At 58.7% G+C, this 17,483-nt stretch carries 19 protein-coding genes and 1 tRNA gene; 19 read left to right on the forward strand and 1 reads right to left on the reverse strand.

The annotated features are described in order from the left end of the window. Nucleotides 1-319 precede the first annotated feature (319 nt). The 19 genes from AB4N98_RS18270 to AB4N98_RS18360 all read left to right on the forward strand — a co-directional run bounded on the left by AB4N98_RS18270 (nt 320) and on the right by AB4N98_RS18360 (nt 14,750). Complete coding sequence (locus AB4N98_RS18270; RefSeq protein ID WP_003193874.1) at nt 320-793, forward strand: Dps family protein; 474 nt, start codon at nt 320-322, stop codon at nt 791-793. A gap of 182 nt (nt 794-975) precedes the next feature. Next, nucleotides 976-1,317: a ribbon-helix-helix domain-containing protein gene (locus tag AB4N98_RS18275; protein ID WP_017529220.1), complete on the forward strand. Its 342-nt coding sequence runs from the start codon at nt 976-978 to the stop codon at nt 1,315-1,317. A 166-nt stretch (nt 1,318-1,483) separates the two neighbouring features. Further along, nucleotides 1,484-1,705 (forward strand): FmdB family zinc ribbon protein, encoded by a 222-nt coding sequence (locus AB4N98_RS18280; protein ID WP_010208103.1) that lies wholly within the window; start codon nt 1,484-1,486, stop codon nt 1,703-1,705. Between the two features lie 108 nt (nt 1,706-1,813). After that, the gene (gene aspS, locus AB4N98_RS18285; RefSeq protein ID WP_021491234.1) at nt 1,814-3,589 is read left to right on the forward strand and encodes an aspartate--tRNA ligase; all 1,776 of its coding nucleotides are present in this window, start codon (nt 1,814-1,816) and stop codon (nt 3,587-3,589) included. 135 nt (nt 3,590-3,724) lie between these two features. Continuing rightward, nucleotides 3,725-4,471, forward strand: a complete 747-nt coding sequence (locus tag AB4N98_RS18290) for a YebC/PmpR family DNA-binding transcriptional regulator (protein WP_017529218.1) — start codon at nt 3,725-3,727, stop codon at nt 4,469-4,471. 171 nt (nt 4,472-4,642) lie between these two features. Next, nucleotides 4,643-5,167 (forward strand): crossover junction endodeoxyribonuclease RuvC, encoded by a 525-nt coding sequence (gene ruvC, locus AB4N98_RS18295; protein WP_017529217.1) that lies wholly within the window; start codon nt 4,643-4,645, stop codon nt 5,165-5,167. 69 nt (nt 5,168-5,236) lie between these two features. Next, a complete protein-coding gene (gene ruvA, locus AB4N98_RS18300; protein ID WP_003175802.1) occupies nt 5,237-5,848 on the forward strand; it encodes a Holliday junction branch migration protein RuvA in 612 nt (203 codons plus the stop codon). Continuing rightward, nucleotides 5,849-6,907: a Holliday junction branch migration DNA helicase RuvB gene (ruvB, locus tag AB4N98_RS18305; protein ID WP_017529216.1), complete on the forward strand. Its 1,059-nt coding sequence runs from the start codon at nt 5,849-5,851 to the stop codon at nt 6,905-6,907. A gap of 139 nt (nt 6,908-7,046) precedes the next feature. After that, nucleotides 7,047-7,502: a tol-pal system-associated acyl-CoA thioesterase gene (gene ybgC, locus AB4N98_RS18310; protein ID WP_032890914.1), complete on the forward strand. Its 456-nt coding sequence runs from the start codon at nt 7,047-7,049 to the stop codon at nt 7,500-7,502. A 1-nt stretch (nt 7,503) separates the two neighbouring features. Then, nucleotides 7,504-8,199 (forward strand): protein TolQ, encoded by a 696-nt coding sequence (tolQ, locus tag AB4N98_RS18315; protein ID WP_032890916.1) that lies wholly within the window; start codon nt 7,504-7,506, stop codon nt 8,197-8,199. Between the two features lie 23 nt (nt 8,200-8,222). Continuing rightward, nucleotides 8,223-8,675, forward strand: coding sequence for a protein TolR (gene tolR / locus AB4N98_RS18320; protein ID WP_161979898.1), 453 nt, complete (start codon nt 8,223-8,225; stop codon nt 8,673-8,675). Beyond that, nucleotides 8,675-9,748: a cell envelope integrity protein TolA gene (gene tolA / locus AB4N98_RS18325; protein WP_017529214.1), complete on the forward strand. Its 1,074-nt coding sequence runs from the start codon at nt 8,675-8,677 to the stop codon at nt 9,746-9,748. The genes tolR and tolA overlap by 1 nt, the downstream gene beginning before the upstream one ends. Continuing rightward, on the forward strand, nt 9,745-11,046 hold the full coding sequence (gene tolB, locus AB4N98_RS18330; protein WP_460148855.1) for a Tol-Pal system beta propeller repeat protein TolB: 1,302 nt from the start codon (nt 9,745-9,747) through the stop codon (nt 11,044-11,046). Before tolA ends, tolB begins: the two co-directional genes overlap by 4 nt. A 55-nt stretch (nt 11,047-11,101) precedes the next feature. Next, the gene (gene pal / locus AB4N98_RS18335) at nt 11,102-11,602 is read left to right on the forward strand and encodes a peptidoglycan-associated lipoprotein Pal (RefSeq protein WP_003209827.1); all 501 of its coding nucleotides are present in this window, start codon (nt 11,102-11,104) and stop codon (nt 11,600-11,602) included. 6 nt (nt 11,603-11,608) lie between these two features. Next, a complete protein-coding gene (ybgF, locus tag AB4N98_RS18340) occupies nt 11,609-12,442 on the forward strand; it encodes a tol-pal system protein YbgF (protein WP_017529212.1) in 834 nt (277 codons plus the stop codon). 164 nt (nt 12,443-12,606) lie between these two features. Then, complete coding sequence (queE, locus tag AB4N98_RS18345) at nt 12,607-13,254, forward strand: 7-carboxy-7-deazaguanine synthase QueE (RefSeq protein ID WP_068937273.1); 648 nt, start codon at nt 12,607-12,609, stop codon at nt 13,252-13,254. Nucleotides 13,255-13,365: 111 nt separating this feature from the next. Beyond that, a tRNA-Lys gene (locus AB4N98_RS18350) sits at nt 13,366-13,441 on the forward strand. A gap of 186 nt (nt 13,442-13,627) precedes the next feature. After that, nucleotides 13,628-14,206 (forward strand): NAD(P)H-dependent oxidoreductase, encoded by a 579-nt coding sequence (locus AB4N98_RS18355; RefSeq protein ID WP_017529210.1) that lies wholly within the window; start codon nt 13,628-13,630, stop codon nt 14,204-14,206. Between the two features lie 160 nt (nt 14,207-14,366). Further along, the gene (locus AB4N98_RS18360; RefSeq protein WP_017529209.1) at nt 14,367-14,750 is read left to right on the forward strand and encodes a MerR family transcriptional regulator; all 384 of its coding nucleotides are present in this window, start codon (nt 14,367-14,369) and stop codon (nt 14,748-14,750) included. Between the two features lie 102 nt (nt 14,751-14,852). Here AB4N98_RS18360 and AB4N98_RS18365 read toward each other — a convergent pair whose 3' ends face one another. Further along, nucleotides 14,853-17,462: an efflux RND transporter permease subunit gene (locus AB4N98_RS18365; protein ID WP_017529208.1), complete on the reverse strand. Its 2,610-nt coding sequence runs from the start codon at nt 17,460-17,462 to the stop codon at nt 14,853-14,855. Nucleotides 17,463-17,483 lie beyond the last annotated feature (21 nt).

A 17,483-nucleotide genomic window follows, 5' to 3' on the forward strand; every position in this document is an offset into this window, starting at 1 on the left:
GAAGAGCTGACTGGCACGGTTCGCTTCTGAACAATGGGAGGCGTTGGGCACGTGCACGGGTATCAGCCTATGCCGCTTGCCGTGGTCATTAACGGCGGCGACACGCTGCCTATTTAACAGCAAAGGCCGTGCCTACTCAAATCAAGCATTTACGGGGCGCGTGAGGCTTTGGGCATTTGCAGGGCAAACACTTGTCCTAGACAGGTGCGCGCGATTTGCCGCACGTCGCCTGGGTGTATCCGGCTGCGTATCGCCGGCACTCTTGCTAGAGTGGTGCGGCACCTGGTCAATGAATGTTGCTCAATTGAAGGGGATAAACATGGCAATCGATATCGGCATCAGTGAAGAAGATCGCAAATCCATCGTCGACGGGCTTTCGCGGCTGCTTTCCGATACCTATGTACTGTATCTGAAGACCCACAACTTCCATTGGAACGTCACAGGCCCCATGTTTCGTACGTTGCACTTGATGTTCGAAGAGCAGTACAACGAGCTGGCGCTGGCGGTGGACTCCATTGCCGAGCGTATCCGCGCCCTTGGGTTCCCGGCACCGGGCGCCTATTCGATCTACGCCCGGCTTTCTTCTATCAAGGAAGAGGAAGGCGTACCCAGCGCCGAAGAGATGATCAAGCAGTTGGTGGCCGGCCAGGAGGCGGTCACCCGCACGGCGCGTGGCATCTTCCCATTGCTCGATAAAGTCAGCGATGAGCCGACGGCGGACCTGCTGACCCAGCGCATGCAGGTCCATGAGAAAACCGCGTGGATGCTGCGTTCCCTGCTCGAAAATCAATAATTCACGCATCGGAGTGGCGCCGTCCTGGCGCCACTCGCTTGTTTCTGCGCACTTCCTGGCGTTGTCCTACAACTATCGACTCCGCGTCTTCTGGCTGCCACCGGTCTCCCTGCTGTTCCATAGAGCCATCGCCCAATGGGAATAACCCCTGGGTTACTGTTTGGCAATGGAGTGTCAGGTGTATGTCACGCGCGGTGGGTAATGGAGTGATGGAAACCTGTGGTTTTCATAAGATAAAAGTCGACCCGTTTGCTAAAGGGTTCGACATGGCGCTGGCCAGGCCCTTGTCCCGATCGGTCAGGCTCAATGGGTTTTCAACGTGCCTGCGGCTTGAGCAGGTCTATTGGAACATCCTTACGGAAATAGCCCGGATCAATGCCTGTTCTGTCAGTGCATTGTTGTCTTACGTCGACCGGGAAGTGCATTTGCGTTACGGCGGTGTGAAAAATTTCAGTGGGCTCGTGAGGGTGGTGTGCGTCGTTCACTTGCTAAAAAGCTGCGCCACCTCGCCGAACCCTGAGTAAACCCGTGACCCCGCAGCCGGCCCGCCGCCCAGGCGGGCGAGGCTTCGGGTAGAAAGCCGGCTGCGCTGCCTCGATTTACCAGATATAATCCCGCGCTTTGCTGCGCATGCCGCCGACCCTTAGGGCAGGCGTGGCGCAGTAACGTTCTGATCGCCGAGACATCTCCATGCCCATGTACGACTATCAATGTGCTTCCTGTGGTCATCAGTTGGAAGCCATTCAGAAGATCAGCGCAGCGCCGCTGGTCGATTGCCCAGCCTGCCAGGCTCCGGAGCTCAAGAAGATGTTGTCCATGCCGGGCTTCCGCTTGAGCGGCAGCGGCTGGTACGAGACCGATTTCAAGACCGGCTCGAAGAAGAATCTGGCGGGCGGCGACAAAGCAGACTGAGTTGAACTCTACGCGCAGGCTCCTGCATTATCCGTCCCCTGCTTTAATGTACGGTGACGAGGCAGGCCTGCCACCGAATTTCGAATTACGAGAAGTGAAACCACGACCATGATGCGCAGCCACTATTGCGGCCAACTGAACGAGACCCTGGAAGGTCAGGAAATCACCCTTTGCGGATGGGTTCACCGTCGCCGCGACCACGGCGGGGTGATCTTCCTCGATATCCGTGATCGTGATGGTCTGGCCCAGGTAGTGTTCGACCCGGACCGCGCCGAGAGCTTCGCCGCCGCCGACCGTGTGCGCAGCGAGTACGTTGTGAAGATCACCGGTAAGGTCCGCCTGCGTCCTGCCGGTGCCGTGAACAAGAACATGGCGTCCGGTGGCATCGAAGTGCTGGGCTACGAGCTGGAAGTGTTGAACGAGTCGGAAACGCCGCCGTTCCCGCTCAACGAATACTCCGACGTAGGCGAAGAAACCCGCCTGCGGTACCGCTTCCTGGACCTGCGTCGTCCGGAAATGGCCGAGAAGCTGCGCCTGCGTTCGCGCATGACCACCAGCATCCGCCGCTTCCTGGATGAAAACGGCTTCCTCGACGTCGAAACGCCGATCCTCACCCGGGCCACCCCGGAAGGCGCGCGTGACTACCTGGTGCCGAGCCGTACCCACGCCGGTTCGTTCTTCGCGCTGCCGCAATCGCCGCAGTTGTTCAAGCAACTGCTGATGGTGGCCGGCTTCGACCGTTACTACCAGATCGCCAAATGCTTCCGCGACGAAGACCTGCGCGCTGACCGCCAGCCGGAATTCACCCAGATCGACATCGAGACCAGCTTCCTCGATGAAAAAGAGATCATGGGCCTGACCGAGCAAATGATCCGCAACCTGTTCAAGGAAGTGCTGGACCTGGAGTTCGGCGACTTCCCGCACATGACCTTCGAAGAGGCCATGCGCCGCTACGGTTCCGACAAGCCAGACCTGCGTAACCCGCTGGAACTGGTGGACGTGGCCGACCAGCTCAAAGAAGTCGACTTCAAAGTATTCAGCGGCCCGGCCAACGACCCTAAATGCCGCATCGCCGCCCTGCGCGTGCCGGGCGGCGCGAGCATGCCGCGCAAGCAGATCGACGACTACACCAAGTTCGTCGGCATCTACGGTGCCAAGGGCCTGGCGTACATCAAGGTCAATGAGCGCGCCAACGGCGTTGACGGCCTGCAATCGCCGATCGTGAAAAACATCCCGCTGGACAACCTGAACGCGATCCTCGATCGCGTGGGTGCGGTCGACGGTGACATCGTGTTCTTCGGCGCCGACAAGGCCAAGATCGTCAGCGAAGCCCTGGGCGCGCTGCGTATCAAGCTGGGTCACGACCTGAACCTGCTGACCTGCGAATGGGCGCCGATGTGGGTCGTTGACTTCCCGATGTTCGAAGAGAACGACGACGGCAGCTTCAGCGCCTTGCACCACCCGTTCACCGCGCCGAAGTGCTCCCCGGCCGAGTTGGAAGCCAACCCGGCAGGCGCGTTGTCCCGCGCCTACGACATGGTGCTCAACGGCACCGAGCTGGGTGGCGGTTCGATCCGTATCCACCGCAAAGAGATGCAGCAAGCGGTCTTCCGCCTGTTGGGCATCAACGAAGCGGAACAGGAAGAGAAATTCGGCTTCCTGCTCGACGCCCTGAAATACGGCGCGCCGCCGCACGGTGGCCTGGCGTTCGGCCTGGACCGTCTGGTCATGCTGATGACTGGCGCCCAGTCGATCCGTGAAGTGATCGCCTTCCCGAAAACCCAGAGCGCCGCGGACGTCATGACCCAGGCTCCGGGTGTGGTGGATGCCAAGGCACTGCGCGAGCTGCACATCCGCCTGCGCGAGACGCCGAAGGCTGAGTAAGGCTGCTGCGTGAAAGCGCTATAGGGTTGTAGGCAGTCAAAAAGGCGCATCTTCGGATGCGCCTTTGCGTTTAAAAGAGGGAAATCTCGCCTGGGGCGGGATTGATAAGGTTTCTAGAGAATTCGGAGTTGTGTTATGGCTGGCCATTCCAAGTGGGCGAACATCAAGCACCGCAAAGAGCGTCAGGATGCCAAGAAAGGCAAGATTTTTACCAAGTGGATCCGTGAGCTGACCGTCGCCGCCCGCCAGGGCGGTGGTGACCCAGGTTCCAACCCGCGTCTGCGCCTGGCACTGGACAAGGCCCTGGGCGCTAACATGAGCCGCGACATCATCGACCGCGCCGTGGCTCGTGGCGCCGGTGCGGCCGACACCGACGACATGGTCGAGCTGACCTACGAAGGTTATGGTCCGGGCGGCGTGGCGGTGATGGTCGAGTGCATGACCGATAACCGCAACCGCACCGCCGCCGCCGTGCGCCATGCATTCAGCAAATGCGGCGGCAACTTGGGTACCGATGGCTCGGTGGCCTACCTGTTCGAGCGTAAAGGGCAGATATCCTTCGCGCCGGGCACCGATGAAGACGCGCTGATGGAAGCTGCGATGGAGGCCGATGCCGACGACGTGGTGACCAACGAAGACGGCTCCATCGATGTGTTTACCTCGTTTGCCAGCTTCTACGCCGTGCGTAACGCGTTGGAGGCTGCTGGCTTCAAGGGCACCGACGCGGAAATCGTGATGTTGCCGACCACCAGTGCCGAACTGGACCTGGACGGCGCGCAGAAAGTGCTAAAGATGCTGGATATGCTCGAAGACCTGGATGATGTGCAGAACGTTTACTCGAATGCCGACATCCCGGAATCGGTAGCGGAGCAACTGGGCTGAAAAGCGCTGTAGCTCCGAATCTGGGAGGGGCTTGTGTGGGAGGGGGCTTGCCCTCGATGAGGGAGTGTCAGTAAGCACATTTGTGACTGACCCACCGCCATCGGGGGCAAGCCCCTCCCACATTGGATTCTCTGAGTATCAAGAAATGTGTTTACCCTAACCGCAGGCGTTATGACTTTAATCCTAGGTATCGACCCCGGTTCGCGCATTACCGGTTTTGGCGTGGTGCAACAGACCCCGCGCGGCTGCGTCTACGTTGCTTCGGGGTGCATCCGCACCGGTTCGGGCGAACTGGCCGAGCGTTTGCAGATTGTCTATCGCGGCGTGCGTGAAGTGATCCAGACCTACGGCCCTGTGACCATGGGCATCGAAAAAGTATTCATGGCCAAGAACGCCGATTCTGCGTTGAAGCTTGGTCAGGCCCGCGGTGCTGCTATCGTGGCTGGCGCCGAGGAGGGCATGGAGATCGCCGAATACACCGCGACCCAGGTCAAGCAGGCTGTGGTCGGCACTGGCGCGGCCAATAAAGAACAGGTGCAGATGATGGTCATGCACATGCTAAAACTCACTTCAAAACCGCAGATTGACGCTTCCGACGCCCTGGCCATCGCCATTTGTCATGCGCATACCCGTTCCAGCCTGCTGCCTCATGGGTTGGGCACCGCACGCAGTCGTGGCGGGCGGCTGCGTCTCTGATAGCATCAGCGCAATCGATATTTGCGGTCAGGCCTTTGATCTGACCCCCACGCTTTAAGGATCTGAACCGTGATTGGACGCTTGCGCGGCACTCTGGCTGAAAAACAGCCGCCGCACCTGATTCTGGATGTCAATGGGTTGGGGTATGAGCTGGAAGTGCCCATGACTACGCTGTACCGCCTGCCCTCGGTCGGCGAACCCATTACGCTGCATACTCACCTGGTGGTGCGCGAAGACGCGCAATTGCTCTATGGTTTCATTGGCAAGCGTGACCGCGACTTCTTCCGTGAACTGATTCGCCTCAATGGCGTAGGGCCAAAATTGGCGCTGGCCTTGATGTCGAGCCTGGAAGTGGATGAACTGGTGCGTGCGGTTTCGGCCCAGGACACCTCGGCGCTGACCAAGGTGCCAGGCGTGGGCAAGAAAACCGCCGAGCGCCTGCTGGTGGAGCTCAAGGACCGCTTTAAAGCGTGGGAAGTCGTACCGAGCATGTTCGCCCTGGTGCCGAACCAGCCGGACATGCCGGCGGGCCAGGTCGCTAGCGCCGAAAGCGATGCGGTCAGTGCCTTGATCTCCCTGGGCTACAAGCCGCAGGAAGCCAGCAAAGCCGTGTCGGCCATCAAAGACAAGAACCTGAGCAGTGAAGACATGATCCGCCGAGCCCTGAAGGGAATGATTTAAGTGATTGAAGCTGATCGTCTGATCGCGGCCACCGGCCCGCGCGACCGTGAAGAAGTCCAGGACCGTGCCATTCGCCCGCTGAGCCTGGCCGACTACATCGGCCAGCCCACCGTGCGCGAGCAGATGGAGCTGTTTATCCAGGCCGCGCGTGGGCGCAGTGAGTCCTTGGACCACACCTTGATCTTCGGCCCGCCGGGCTTGGGTAAAACCACCCTGGCCAACATCATTGCCCAGGAAATGGGCGTGTCGATCAAATCCACCTCCGGCCCGGTGCTGGAGCGTCCAGGCGACCTGGCCGCGCTGCTGACCAACCTTGAACCTCACGATGTGTTGTTTATCGACGAGATTCACCGCCTGTCGCCGATTGTCGAGGAAGTGCTGTACCCCGCGATGGAAGACTTCCAGCTCGACATCATGATCGGCGAAGGCCCGGCGGCCCGTTCGATCAAGCTCGACCTGCCACCGTTCACGCTGGTGGGCGCAACGACGCGTGCCGGTATGCTGACCAACCCGTTGCGAGACCGTTTCGGCATTGTTCAACGTCTAGAGTTCTATAGCACCGCCGACCTGGCAACCATCGTCAGCCGTTCGGCAAGCATTCTCGGGTTGCCGCTGGACCCGGAAGGCGCGTTTGAAATCGCCCGTCGCGCCCGTGGCACGCCGCGAATTGCCAACCGCCTGCTGCGCCGCGTGCGCGACTTTGCCGAAGTGCGAGCCAAGGGGCATATCACCAAGGCCGTGGCCGACCTGGCGTTGAACCTGCTGGACGTGGATGAGCATGGTTTCGACCACCAGGACCGGCGCCTGCTCTTGACCATGATCGAGAAATTCGACGGTGGCCCGGTGGGTGTGGACAGCCTGGCGGCCGCAATCAGTGAGGAGCGCCATACCATCGAAGATGTGCTGGAGCCGTACCTGATCCAGCAGGGCTATATCATGCGCACCCCAAGGGGCCGCGTCGTCACACGCCATGCCTATCTGCACTTCGGGTTAAACATTCCGTCACGTTTGGGTGAGATGCCTGCGGTAGACGAGTTTCTCGATGCAGTGGACGATTAAAAAGGCGATGCGGGCCGATTTATTCGAGGTTTGTGCTGTCCCAGTGTCTGGCGTCGTCAGTCAGTGGTTGGAAATGTCTTTGAGAATGCAAAAACAGTTGCTCAGCCGGATTGGCAACCTCAGGAGTAAGCACTAGAGTATGCGCGCGCAAAACGGGGATCAGTCGTTCGCACATCGCTGTCGCGTTTATTACGAGGACACCGATGCCGGCGGCATCGTGTATTACGTCAATTACCTCAAGTTCATGGAGCGGGCTCGAACCGAGCGGCTACGGGAGCTGGGCTTTGCCCAATCCCAGCTGGCAGGGGAGGACCTGTTATTCGTCGTGCACTCCAGCGAGGCGCGTTACCACGCGCCGGCGCGACTGGACGACGAACTGCTGGTCAGCGCTGAAGTAATCGAATTGAACCGTGCCAGCCTGCGTTTCAAGCAGCAGGTCAGGCGGGCAACGGATGCAACGCTGCTCTGCGAGGGGCAGTTCCTGGTGGCCTGTGTGCGCACCAACAGTTTGAAACCTCGGGCCATTCCCGAAACTCTACGTGCGGCCTTTGCCGCCGTGAGCGGCGCGGGTAAACAATCAAAGCAGGAGATTTAGCGTGGAACCTACCGTCGTCGACCATTCCTCCATGTGGAGCCTGGTCAGCAATGCCAGTGTTGTGGTTCAACTGGTCATGCTGATCCTGGTAGCCGCATCGGTTACCTCTTGGGTCATGATTTTTCAGCGCAGCAACCTGCTGCGTGCCGGTCGACGTGCCCTGGAGAGCTTTGAAGAGCGCTTCTGGTCGGGTATCGACCTGTCCAAGCTGTATCGCCAGGCCGGCAGCAACCCCGACCCGGACTCGGGCGTCGAGCAGATCTTCCGTGCCGGTTTCAAGGAATTTTCGCGCCTGCGCCAGCAACCGGGTGTTGATCCGGAAGCGGTGATGGAAGGCGTCGCCCGTGCCATGCGCGTGGCCATTTCCCGCGAAGAAGAGAAACTGGAGCAGAGCCTGCCGTTCCTCGCCACCGTAGGTTCCGTCAGCCCGTACATCGGCCTGTTCGGTACCGTGTGGGGCATCATGAACTCCTTCCGCGGCCTGGCCCAGGCCCAGCAAGCCACCCTGGCCACCGTGGCCCCGGGTATCGCCGAAGCCCTGATCGCCACCGCGATCGGCCTGTTCGCCGCTATCCCGGCCGTTATTGCCTACAACCGTTTTGCCGCGCGCGGCGAAAACCTGATTGGCCGTTACTACACCTTCGCCGATGAATTCCAGGCGATCCTGCACCGTAAAGTGCACACCAGCGAAGAATAAGCAGGTACTCCCCGATGGCTTTAATCACTCGAGCTCGAACCAAGCGCAAGCCGGTCGCCGAGATGAACGTAGTGCCTTACATCGACGTGATGCTGGTGCTGCTGGTGATCTTCATGGTGACTGCGCCGATGCTCAACCAGGGCGTGAAGGTTGACCTGCCCAAGGTTTCCAGCGAAGCCTTGCCCCAGGACAACAACACCCAGGTGCTGACCATTTCGATCAAGTCTGACAAGACCTATTACTGGAACCTTGGCAGCGAAGTCGACACCCAGAAGCAGCAGGACAAGGCCTTGACCCTGCCGGCGATGACCGATGCGGTGACCAAGATCATTCGCTCCGGCAACGAAGGCGGCAAGCACACCCAGGTGTTCATTCGCGGCGACAAGTCGGTCGACTACGGCTCCGTCATGGGTGCCATGGGTGGGCTGCAGAAAGCCGGCGTGGGTAACGTTGGCTTGATTACCGAGGCGCCCTGATGCAGCAACAGCGAGAGCCGTCCGCCTCGGAAAGCTACTTCTGGCCGAGCGTCTGGGCAATTGCCCTGCACGTCCTGGTATTTGGCATGCTGTTCGTCAGCTTTGCCATGACCCCGGACCTGCCGCCAGCCAAGCCGATCGTGCAGGCGACCCTGTATCAGCTGAAATCGAAAAGTCAGGCCACCACCCAGACCAATCAGAAGATTGCGGGTGAAGCCCAGAAGTCGGCCGCGCGCCAGACTGAAGTCGAGCAGATGGAACAGAAAAAGGTCGAGCAGGAAGCGGTGAAGGCTGCTGCGGAACAAAAGAAAGAAGAGGCGGCTCAAAAAGCCGAGGAATCGAAAAAGGCTGACGAAGCGAAGAAGGCCGACGAGGCGAAAAAGGCTGATGAAGCCAAGAAAGCCGAGAAAGCCGCCGAAGCGAAAAAAGCCGAAGAGAAACAATTGGCTGATATAGCCAAGAAGAAATCTGAAGAAGAAGCCAAAAAGGCTGCCGAAGAAGAGGCCAAGAAAAAGGCCGCTGAAGAGGCCAAGAAGAAGATAGTCGAAGACGCGAAGAAGAAAGCCGCCGAAGACGCCAAGAAAAAAGCTGAAGCAGACGAGGCGAAGAAGAAAGTCGCCGACGACGCGAAGAAGAAAGCTGCCGCCGATGCCAGCAAGAAAAAGGCCCAGGAAGCAGCGCGTAAATCCGCCGAAGAGAAAAAGGCCCAGGCCTTGGCAGATTTGCTCTCCGACACGCCGCAGCGTCAGCAAGCCTTGGCCGATGAGCGTGGTGATGAAGTCGCGGGCAGTTTCGACGACCTGATTCGGGCACGGGCAGCAGAAGGCTGGACTCGTCCACCTTCGGCACGCAAAGGCATGACAGTAGTGCTACAGATCGGCATGTTGCCGGACGGTACGGTGACTTCGGTCAGCGTGGCCAAGGGCAGTGGCGATCCATCGTTCGACAGTTCGGCGGTTGCCGCGGTCAAGAACATTGGCCGGTTGACCGAGATGCAGGGAATGAAACCAAGCGACTTCGCTCCCTATCGTTCATTCAAGATGACATTCACACCTGAGGATCTAGCCTTGTGAGAAACCTTCTTCGAGGAATGCTTGTCGTTATTTGCTGTACGGCAGGGATAGCGGCGGCGGATGAAAAGAACATTCTGGTTACCAGCGGTAGCGATCGGGCCACCCCGATCGCGGTTGTACCGTTCGGTTGGCAGGGCGGCAGCGTGCTGCCGGACGACATGGCCCAGATCGTCAGCGACGACCTGCGCAATTCCGGCTACTACGCGCCGATTCCCAAAGGCAACATGATCAGCCAGCCGGCCCAGGCCAGCGAAGTGATCTTCCGTGACTGGAAAGCCGTTGGCGCCCAGTACCTGATGGTCGGCAACATCACGCCGGCCGGCGGTCGCCTGCAGATCACCTACACCTTGTTCAACGTGGCCACCGAGCAGCAGGTGCTGACCGGCAGCGTATCGGGCACCGCCGAACAACTGCGGGATATGGCCCACTACATCTCTGACCAGTCGTTTGAAAAGCTTACCGGCATCAAGGGTGCTTTCTCGACGCGTCTGCTGTACGTGACGGCTGAGCGTTTCTCCGTAGACAACACCCGTTACACCCTGCAGCGCTCGGACTATGACGGCGCGCGCGCCGTGACCTTGCTGCAATCGCGTGAGCCAATCCTGTCGCCGCGCTTCGCGCCGGATGGCAAGCGCATTGCCTATGTGTCTTTCGAGCAGAAACGTCCGCGTATCTTCGTCCAGCACATCGACACCGGCCGTCGTGAGCAGATCACTAACTTCGAAGGCCTCAACGGTGCGCCGGCCTGGTCGCCGGATGGTTCGCGCCTGGCGTTCGTATTGTCCAAAGACGGCAACCCGGACATCTACGTGATGAACATGGCTTCGCGCCAGATCACGCGTGTGACCAGCGGCCCGGGTATCAACACTGAACCGTTCTGGGGTAAGGATGGTTCGACCATCTATTTCACCTCTGACCGGGGCGGCAAGCCACAAATCTACAAATCGAGTATTGGCGGTGGCGGTGCGGAACGAGTGACCTTTATTGGTAACTACAACGCCAACCCTAAGCTTTCGGCTGATGAAAAGACGTTGGTGATGATTCACCGTCAGGATGGTTTCACTAATTTCCGGGTTGCGGCCCAGGATTTGCAGCGTGGAACGGTAAAAATCCTTACAGATACCAACCTTGATGAGTCAGCTACTGTTGCGCCCAACGGCACCATGGTAATCTACGCCACCCGCCAGCAGGGCCGGGGAGTCTTGATGCTCGTGTCCATTAACGGACGCGTAAGGCTCCCGCTTCCTACCGCTCAAGGCGAAGTCAGAGAACCGTCCTGGTCCCCTTACCTGAACTGACGCGGCGCTACAAAAAGAAGTACTTAACACACTGGGGTTCATTAGGAGTTTCACGATGGAAATGCTGAAGTTTGGTAAGTTTGCTGCTCTGGCTCTGGCTCTGTCCGTAGCCGTTGGTTGCTCGTCTAAAGGCGGCGACAATGCCGGTGAAGGCGCAGCTGTTGATCCAAACGCTGGTTACGGCGCTAACACTGGTGCAGTTGACGGCTCCCTGAGCGAAGAAGCTGCTCTGCGCGCTATCACCACTTTCTACTTCGAATACGACAGTTCGGACCTGAAACCAGAAGCCATGCGCGCTCTGGACGTTCACGCCAAGGACCTGAAAGCTAACGGCGCTCGCGTTGTTCTGGAAGGTAACACTGACGAACGTGGTACTCGTGAGTACAACATGGCACTGGGCGAGCGTCGTGCGAAAGCCGTTCAGCGCTACCTGGTACTGCAAGGTGTTGCTCCAGGCCAACTGGAACTGGTTTCCTACGGTAAAGAGCGTCCAGTTGCTACTGGCCACGACGAGCAGTCCTGGGCTCAAAACCGTCGCGTCGAACTGCGTAAGTAATTCGTCATGCGAACGTGCCGTCGTGCTCTAACTGTATTGGCTCTCAGCTTCGCACCGCTTGCGGTGTGGGCTGCGGTTCCTGTGGAAGATAGCAACTCTGGCTATAACAATAGCGGGAGCAGCTATCCGCCAGCGGGTTATGGCACGAACGGCGCCTATGCTGGGGGGGCGGCTACGGCCGCTCCTTCGGCACAGGGCGAACTGTTCAACCAACTGCAACGCATGCAGGATCAATTGGCCCAGCAACAGGGCGCCATTGAAGTTCTGCAGAATCAAGTGAACCAGTTGAAGCAAGAAGGCCTGGAGCGTTACCAGGATCTTGATCGACGCATAGGAGCCGGTGTTACACCTGCCGCTACTCCTGATAATTCTTCTGCCGGTGGTGCGCCAAGCGCTGCCGCCGGTGGTGCAGCAGGCGCCGCGGCTGCCAGCCAAGCCCCTGCCGCCAGCAGCGAACCGGGTGATCCGGCCAAGGAGAAGCTGTATTACGATGCAGCTTTCGACCTGATCAAAGCCAAGGATTTCGATAAGGCCAGCCAGGCATTCAGCGCGTTCCTGCGCAAATACCCGAACAGCCAGTACGCGGGCAATGCCCAATATTGGCTGGGCGAAGTAAACCTGGCGAAGGGTGATCTGCAGGGGGCGGGCCAGGCATTTGCCAAGGTCAGCCAGTTGTACCCCAAACACGCCAAAGTACCCGACTCGCTGTACAAGCTCGCTGACGTAGAACGCCGCCTGGGTCATACCGACAAGGTAAAAGGCATTCTGCAGCAGGTTGTAGCCCAATATCCGGGGACTTCCGCCGCACAGTTGGCTCAACGGGATCTGCAGCGCTTGTAAGCAATGCCGCCCGTTTAGAAGAAACCCGCGCCTGGCGCGGGTTTTTTCGTTAGAATCCACGCCCTTTTATGAAACACGCTCCTTGGAGCCTACGCGTTGGCGGGGTTCCTTGAAGTGCCTGACGGAGGCGGACAGCCTGTTTAGCTGTTACGCCCGTGGCGACTATGCAAGACACATTACGTATTACCGAAGTTTTTTACTCGTTACAGGGTGAAACGCGAACCGCTGGGCTGCCCACCGTTTTCGTGCGCCTTACCGGTTGCCCTTTGCGCTGCCAATACTGTGACAGTGCCTATGCCTTCAGTGGCGGCACCCTGCGCACCCTCGACGACATCCTGGAGCAGGTCGCCGGCTTCAAGCCTCGCTATGTCTGCGTGACCGGTGGCGAGCCCTTGGCCCAGCCCAATGCCATCCCGTTGCTTAAGCAGTTGTGTGATGCCGGTTATGAAGTGTCCCTGGAAACCAGCGGGGCCTTGGACATCTCGGCAGTCGACCCACGCGTCAGCCGCGTGGTCGACCTCAAGACGCCAGGCTCCAAGGAAGCGCATCGCAACCGTTACGAGAACATCGAGCTGCTGACGCCCAACGATCAGGTCAAGTTCGTCATCTGTTCCCGTGCGGACTACGATTGGGCCAACACCAAGTTGATCCAATACGGTCTCGACCGTCGAGCCGGTGAAGTGCTGTTTTCCCCAAGCCATCACGACCTGAACGCGCGCGATCTGGCCGACTGGGTGGTGGCGGACAACCTGCCGGTGCGCCTGCAATTGCAGTTGCACAAGTACCTGTGGAACGACGAGCCGGGTCGCTGAGAGGGCGCACAAACGGCCGTCATTGCAGCCCTAACGCGTTATTTCTGATTTTTTTAAAATAAGGTGTTGAATAATCCTTAGAAATCAGTATTATACGCGCCACCACACAGCGGGTCGTTAGCTCAGTTGGTAGAGCAGTTGGCTTTTAACCAATTGGTCGTAGGTTCGAATCCCACACGACCCACCATTTTTGGCGGTTTAGAAAATCCGGAAGGCCCACGCAAGTGAGGATTTCCGGGTTTTTTTTTGCCTGGCATTTGGGCCTGACAGGTGCGCAATGCACCCGGCACTGCCAGCATTTGGCCAAAGCGCCTGTTGACTCTCCTGTTACGGGCACACCCTATCCTGAACGTTCAACTTTCAGGATGCGGTGATGATGAGTAAGCGAGTACTGGTGATTCTGGGGCACCCCTCAACCGACAGTTTTTGTGGGGCGTTGACCGAGACGTACGTGAATGCCGCCACACGTGCCGGGCACGATGTGCGTCTGTTGCGGCTGGACGCATTGCGCTTCGATCCCGTGCTGCACGACGGCTACAGACAGGTTCAGCTGTTGGAGCCGGATCTGCTCAAGGCTCAGGCCGATATCACTTGGGCTGAACACCTGGCATTTGTCTATCCGATCTGGTGGGGCGGGATTCCGGCATTGATGAAGGGGTTTTTCGACCGGATATTCCTTCCGGGGTTCGCCTTCAAGTACCGCGAAGGCAAAGCCTTTCCCGATAAGCTTCTAAAGGGGCGTACGGCTGATCTGCTGGTCACGATGGACACGCCGCCGTGGTACTACAAATGGGTCTATCGCATGCCGGGCCTGCATCAGATGCGCAAAACCACCCTTGAGTTTTGCGGCATAAAACCGTTGAACACGCTTACGTTTGGGCCAATCCTCGGTTCCGGCGCCTCCCAGCGTGAAGCCTGGCTCAAGCAAGCGCAGGCTATCGCCGGCCGTTGATGCCCGCGTGGCACAGCATCGCCTGCAACGGGCGATGCCAGCTTCATTCATATAGATACATAGCCTTTTGATATCTCCGGGTTCCCGGTTCCGGAGACATGTGTGAAGATGCGCGCGCCAAAATGCGCTTCCACACGTGTGCCATAAAAAAGGACTTTTCATGTATATCGGCAAAGCGGCCCTGCTGTCGGGCACCACCGTCAAGACGATCCGCCACTATGAAGACATCGGCTTACTGCCCCCGCCGGTGCGCGAGGGCAAGTATCGGGTCTATAGCCAGCAAAGCGTCGAGTTGCTGACGTTTATCAAGTGTGCTCAGCAACTGGGGTTCAAACTCAAGGAAATGCAGGCGATCCTTCAGGATCACCGCGGCCAGGAGCTGCCTTGGGATTTGGCCAACAAGGCCATTGCGGATAAAAAAATCGAGCTGAAAGCCCAGATCCAAGGGTTGCAGAACATCTACGACGGCCTTGAGCAATTTGAAAGCAGCCTCAAGGATGCCCAATACCAATGCCAGTTTGAGCACCTGTCCAAAACAGCCTGAACGAACGTGCTGCATGAGCTCATGAAGCGGTGCACGCGGTTCGCAAACGCCGGCAACCCATGGTTACTGAATGGTTATTGCCGGCGTCGCCCGTTTCAGCACCTAGCCCAGGGCGCCCTCGTGTGCTGGATGTTCACGTTCAGTTGCCGGTTGCTCGGGCACGATCGCTGCAAAGAACCAGGGCGATATCAGCGTCACTAACAAGATGGTCATGACCCCGCTGGAGAACAGCGCCAGCGCCACCAATGTTCCCAGATCAATCACGGGCTTGTACGCGGAAAACAGCAGCGCCAGAAACCCCACCGAGAAAATCACCACGTTGACCACCGTCGAGCGCCCGACACTGTGCATGGCCGTCAGAATTGCCTCGTCCACGTGGATACCTTGCTGCACCAGCAGCTTGATGCGCGACAGCAGATGTACGGCGTAATCCACGACGCCCACCACCAGGAACGTGACCAGCGTGGTGCCGATGTTCAGCTCGATGTTCAACAGGTACATACAGCCATACACCGTCACCGAAGTGGTCAGCAGCGTCAGCATGCCCAGGATCCCCAGCCGCACTGACTTGAGCCAGAACATCATCATCAGCGTGACCACCAGCAGCGCGAGCGAGAAGCTCAGCACCTGGCCCTGGGTGATCTCCGCCAGGATGCCGGTCCAGATTTTGGGTGTGCCGGCATGGGTGACCTGCAGGTTGGCCGGTTTGTTTACCAACAGCCAGGCGTCCAGGCGGTCCAGCAGGTCCTTGTAGTCGCTGGCCACCGAGGAGGTCATGGTATAGAGCGTCAAGGCTTTGGAGTAATCGGCGTTAAGCACGTTCTGCAAGTCGGAGCCGCCGCCGTTCTCGAACATCATGATGTGCTGCTCGATCAGCGAGTTACCGTCGACCTCAAAGGTTTCCGTTTGCCCTTCATCGTTGACGGACGTCACCTGCTCCATGGCCTGCGGCACGCGCAGGTACGCGGGGTTCATGTCATTGAGCACGAGGTTCATGCGCTTGACGTAAGCCGCCACTGAATAGGTGTAGCTGACGTTCGGCTGAGACTTGAGAAAGTGATCGAGTTTGTCGAGGAACTGTACCGTCTCGGTGGTCAGCGCGCCGCGCGGGGTGTTGGTGTCGAAGGCGATCCAGCCAGGGGAAGTGCCCGCGATCCGGGAACGGTTGATGAACTCATCGGAAACGCGCACCGGGCTGTCTTTCTTGAAATAGGCGATACCTGAGTCCTCGATATCGACCATGAAGGTAAATACCGTCATCAGTGCCAGCAACGGCAGGCTCACGACGAGCACCGGCTTGCGCCAGCGGATCAGGCGCGCGCAAAAAGCCACCAGGTAGCGCGAGATAATCGACTCTTTGTGTACGGTTTTACGCAGCGGCTGGTCTTTGCCCCAGATGGAGATCCACGCTGGAATCAAGAGCAGCGAGATGATCAACGCGGCCGTCAGCCCGATGGACATGAAGATGCCGAAATTGCGGATGCTGACGATGTTGTTGGTCGTAGAGATCATAAACGTGGCGATGGTGGTCACCGTGGTCAACACCACGGGCACCACCATGCGGCGCATGGTCTCGCGGTTGGCCTCGCGGTACGTCTTGCCGGCGTTGAGTTGCTCGTAATACTCAGCCATCACATGGATCGCGTCGGCGCAGCAAATCGTGAACAAGAACACCGGCAGCACACTGGTGAGCAGGTCGATGGGCACTTTCAGCAATGCCATCAGCCCCAGCGTCCAAATCGTGCAGAACAGAATATTGAACAGCGGCAGGAACACGCCCAGGGGCTTGCGGAAGAAAAACACCAGCATCGAGGTCACGAGCAGGAACACGATAGGAAACAGCAACGCCAGGTCGTGATCGATGATCTCTTGTTGGGCGGCAATGAAAATGGGGGTGCCGGCAATAAACACTTCATCGGTGAATTGCGGGTTTTGGCTCTGGTAGTCGGCGACAATCTGGCGAACCTGTTGGTAAGCCCGCAGTTGCGCCTGGGCGTCGTCTTGCTTGGTGCCCAGCTCGGCCACCACTACCGCGACTTTCTTGTCCGGGGACACCACCCCGCCGACCATTTGTTCGTTGCCCATGATCTGCGCTTCGACGGCCTGCGGGTCCATGTCCAGGCCGTGCAGAGTCTTGTGGATCCACAGTTCGCCGTCAGCGCTCAGGCTGATGTTTTCCAGGTCGGCCATCGAGGCCATTTCCTGGATCGGGTTGATGCGTTCGGCCAGAAAGGTCAGAAACTGTAGGTCGCGCGCCTCCCAGCCCTGGCTGCGCGCGTGGTCGCGCAAGGCTTTGGCCTGGGCATAATCGTTTTGGCTGAAGCCGTTGCCGAGGATATCGGTGGCCAGCAGTTGGGCACGACTGTCGTTCTCGTGCTGGCCGACAATGCGGCGCAACTCGACTTCGTCATCGGCGTTGGCCAGCATCAGCCGCCGCAGGGCTTGGGATATTTCGAACTGGGCGTTGAGCGACTGCGTGTTAAAGACGCTGTGCGCATTATTCTGGGCGACCATGACCGAGTCATAGGTGCCTGTGAACTCGCGTTGCAGTTCGATGATGGTTTTGCGTGCGGGGTGGCTTTCCTTGAGCAGGTAGGGGTTGGTGTCCGACATCAGCGAGCCGAGGGCATAGGTGAAGTAGGCCGTGATCGCCACCAGCACAAACACAATCGTTCGCGCATAGCGCTCAACGAAGTTCAGGTATCGTTCCATAGTTCAATCGGTTCCACGAAA

It is taken from the genome of Pseudomonas sp. S3_E10 (genome assembly GCF_054667615.1).

Bases quoted from the DNA above. Each gene is read 5' to 3' on its own strand.
- AB4N98_RS18290 (WP_017529218.1), top strand. From the start codon at position 3,725: ATGGCTGGCCATTCCAAGTGGGCGAACATCAAGCACCGCAAAGAGCGT.
- AB4N98_RS18355 (WP_017529210.1), top strand. From the start codon at position 13,628: ATGATGAGTAAGCGAGTACTGGTGATTCTGGGGCACCCCTCAACCGAC.
- AB4N98_RS18275 (WP_017529220.1), top strand. From the start codon at position 976: ATGTCACGCGCGGTGGGTAATGGAGTGATGGAAACCTGTGGTTTTCAT.
- AB4N98_RS18280 (WP_010208103.1), top strand. From the start codon at position 1,484: ATGCCCATGTACGACTATCAATGTGCTTCCTGTGGTCATCAGTTGGAA.
- ruvC (WP_017529217.1), top strand. From the start codon at position 4,643: ATGACTTTAATCCTAGGTATCGACCCCGGTTCGCGCATTACCGGTTTT.
- aspS (WP_021491234.1), top strand. From the start codon at position 1,814: ATGATGCGCAGCCACTATTGCGGCCAACTGAACGAGACCCTGGAAGGT.
- queE (WP_068937273.1), top strand. From the start codon at position 12,607: ATGCAAGACACATTACGTATTACCGAAGTTTTTTACTCGTTACAGGGT.
- tolA (WP_017529214.1), top strand. From the start codon at position 8,675: ATGCAGCAACAGCGAGAGCCGTCCGCCTCGGAAAGCTACTTCTGGCCG.
- AB4N98_RS18360 (WP_017529209.1), top strand. From the start codon at position 14,367: ATGTATATCGGCAAAGCGGCCCTGCTGTCGGGCACCACCGTCAAGACG.
- ybgC (WP_032890914.1), top strand. From the start codon at position 7,047: ATGCGCGCGCAAAACGGGGATCAGTCGTTCGCACATCGCTGTCGCGTT.
- AB4N98_RS18365 (WP_017529208.1), bottom strand. From the start codon at position 17,462: ATGGAACGATACCTGAACTTCGTTGAGCGCTATGCGCGAACGATTGTG.
- AB4N98_RS18270 (WP_003193874.1), top strand. From the start codon at position 320: ATGGCAATCGATATCGGCATCAGTGAAGAAGATCGCAAATCCATCGTC.
- pal (WP_003209827.1), top strand. From the start codon at position 11,102: ATGGAAATGCTGAAGTTTGGTAAGTTTGCTGCTCTGGCTCTGGCTCTG.
- ybgF (WP_017529212.1), top strand. From the start codon at position 11,609: ATGCGAACGTGCCGTCGTGCTCTAACTGTATTGGCTCTCAGCTTCGCA.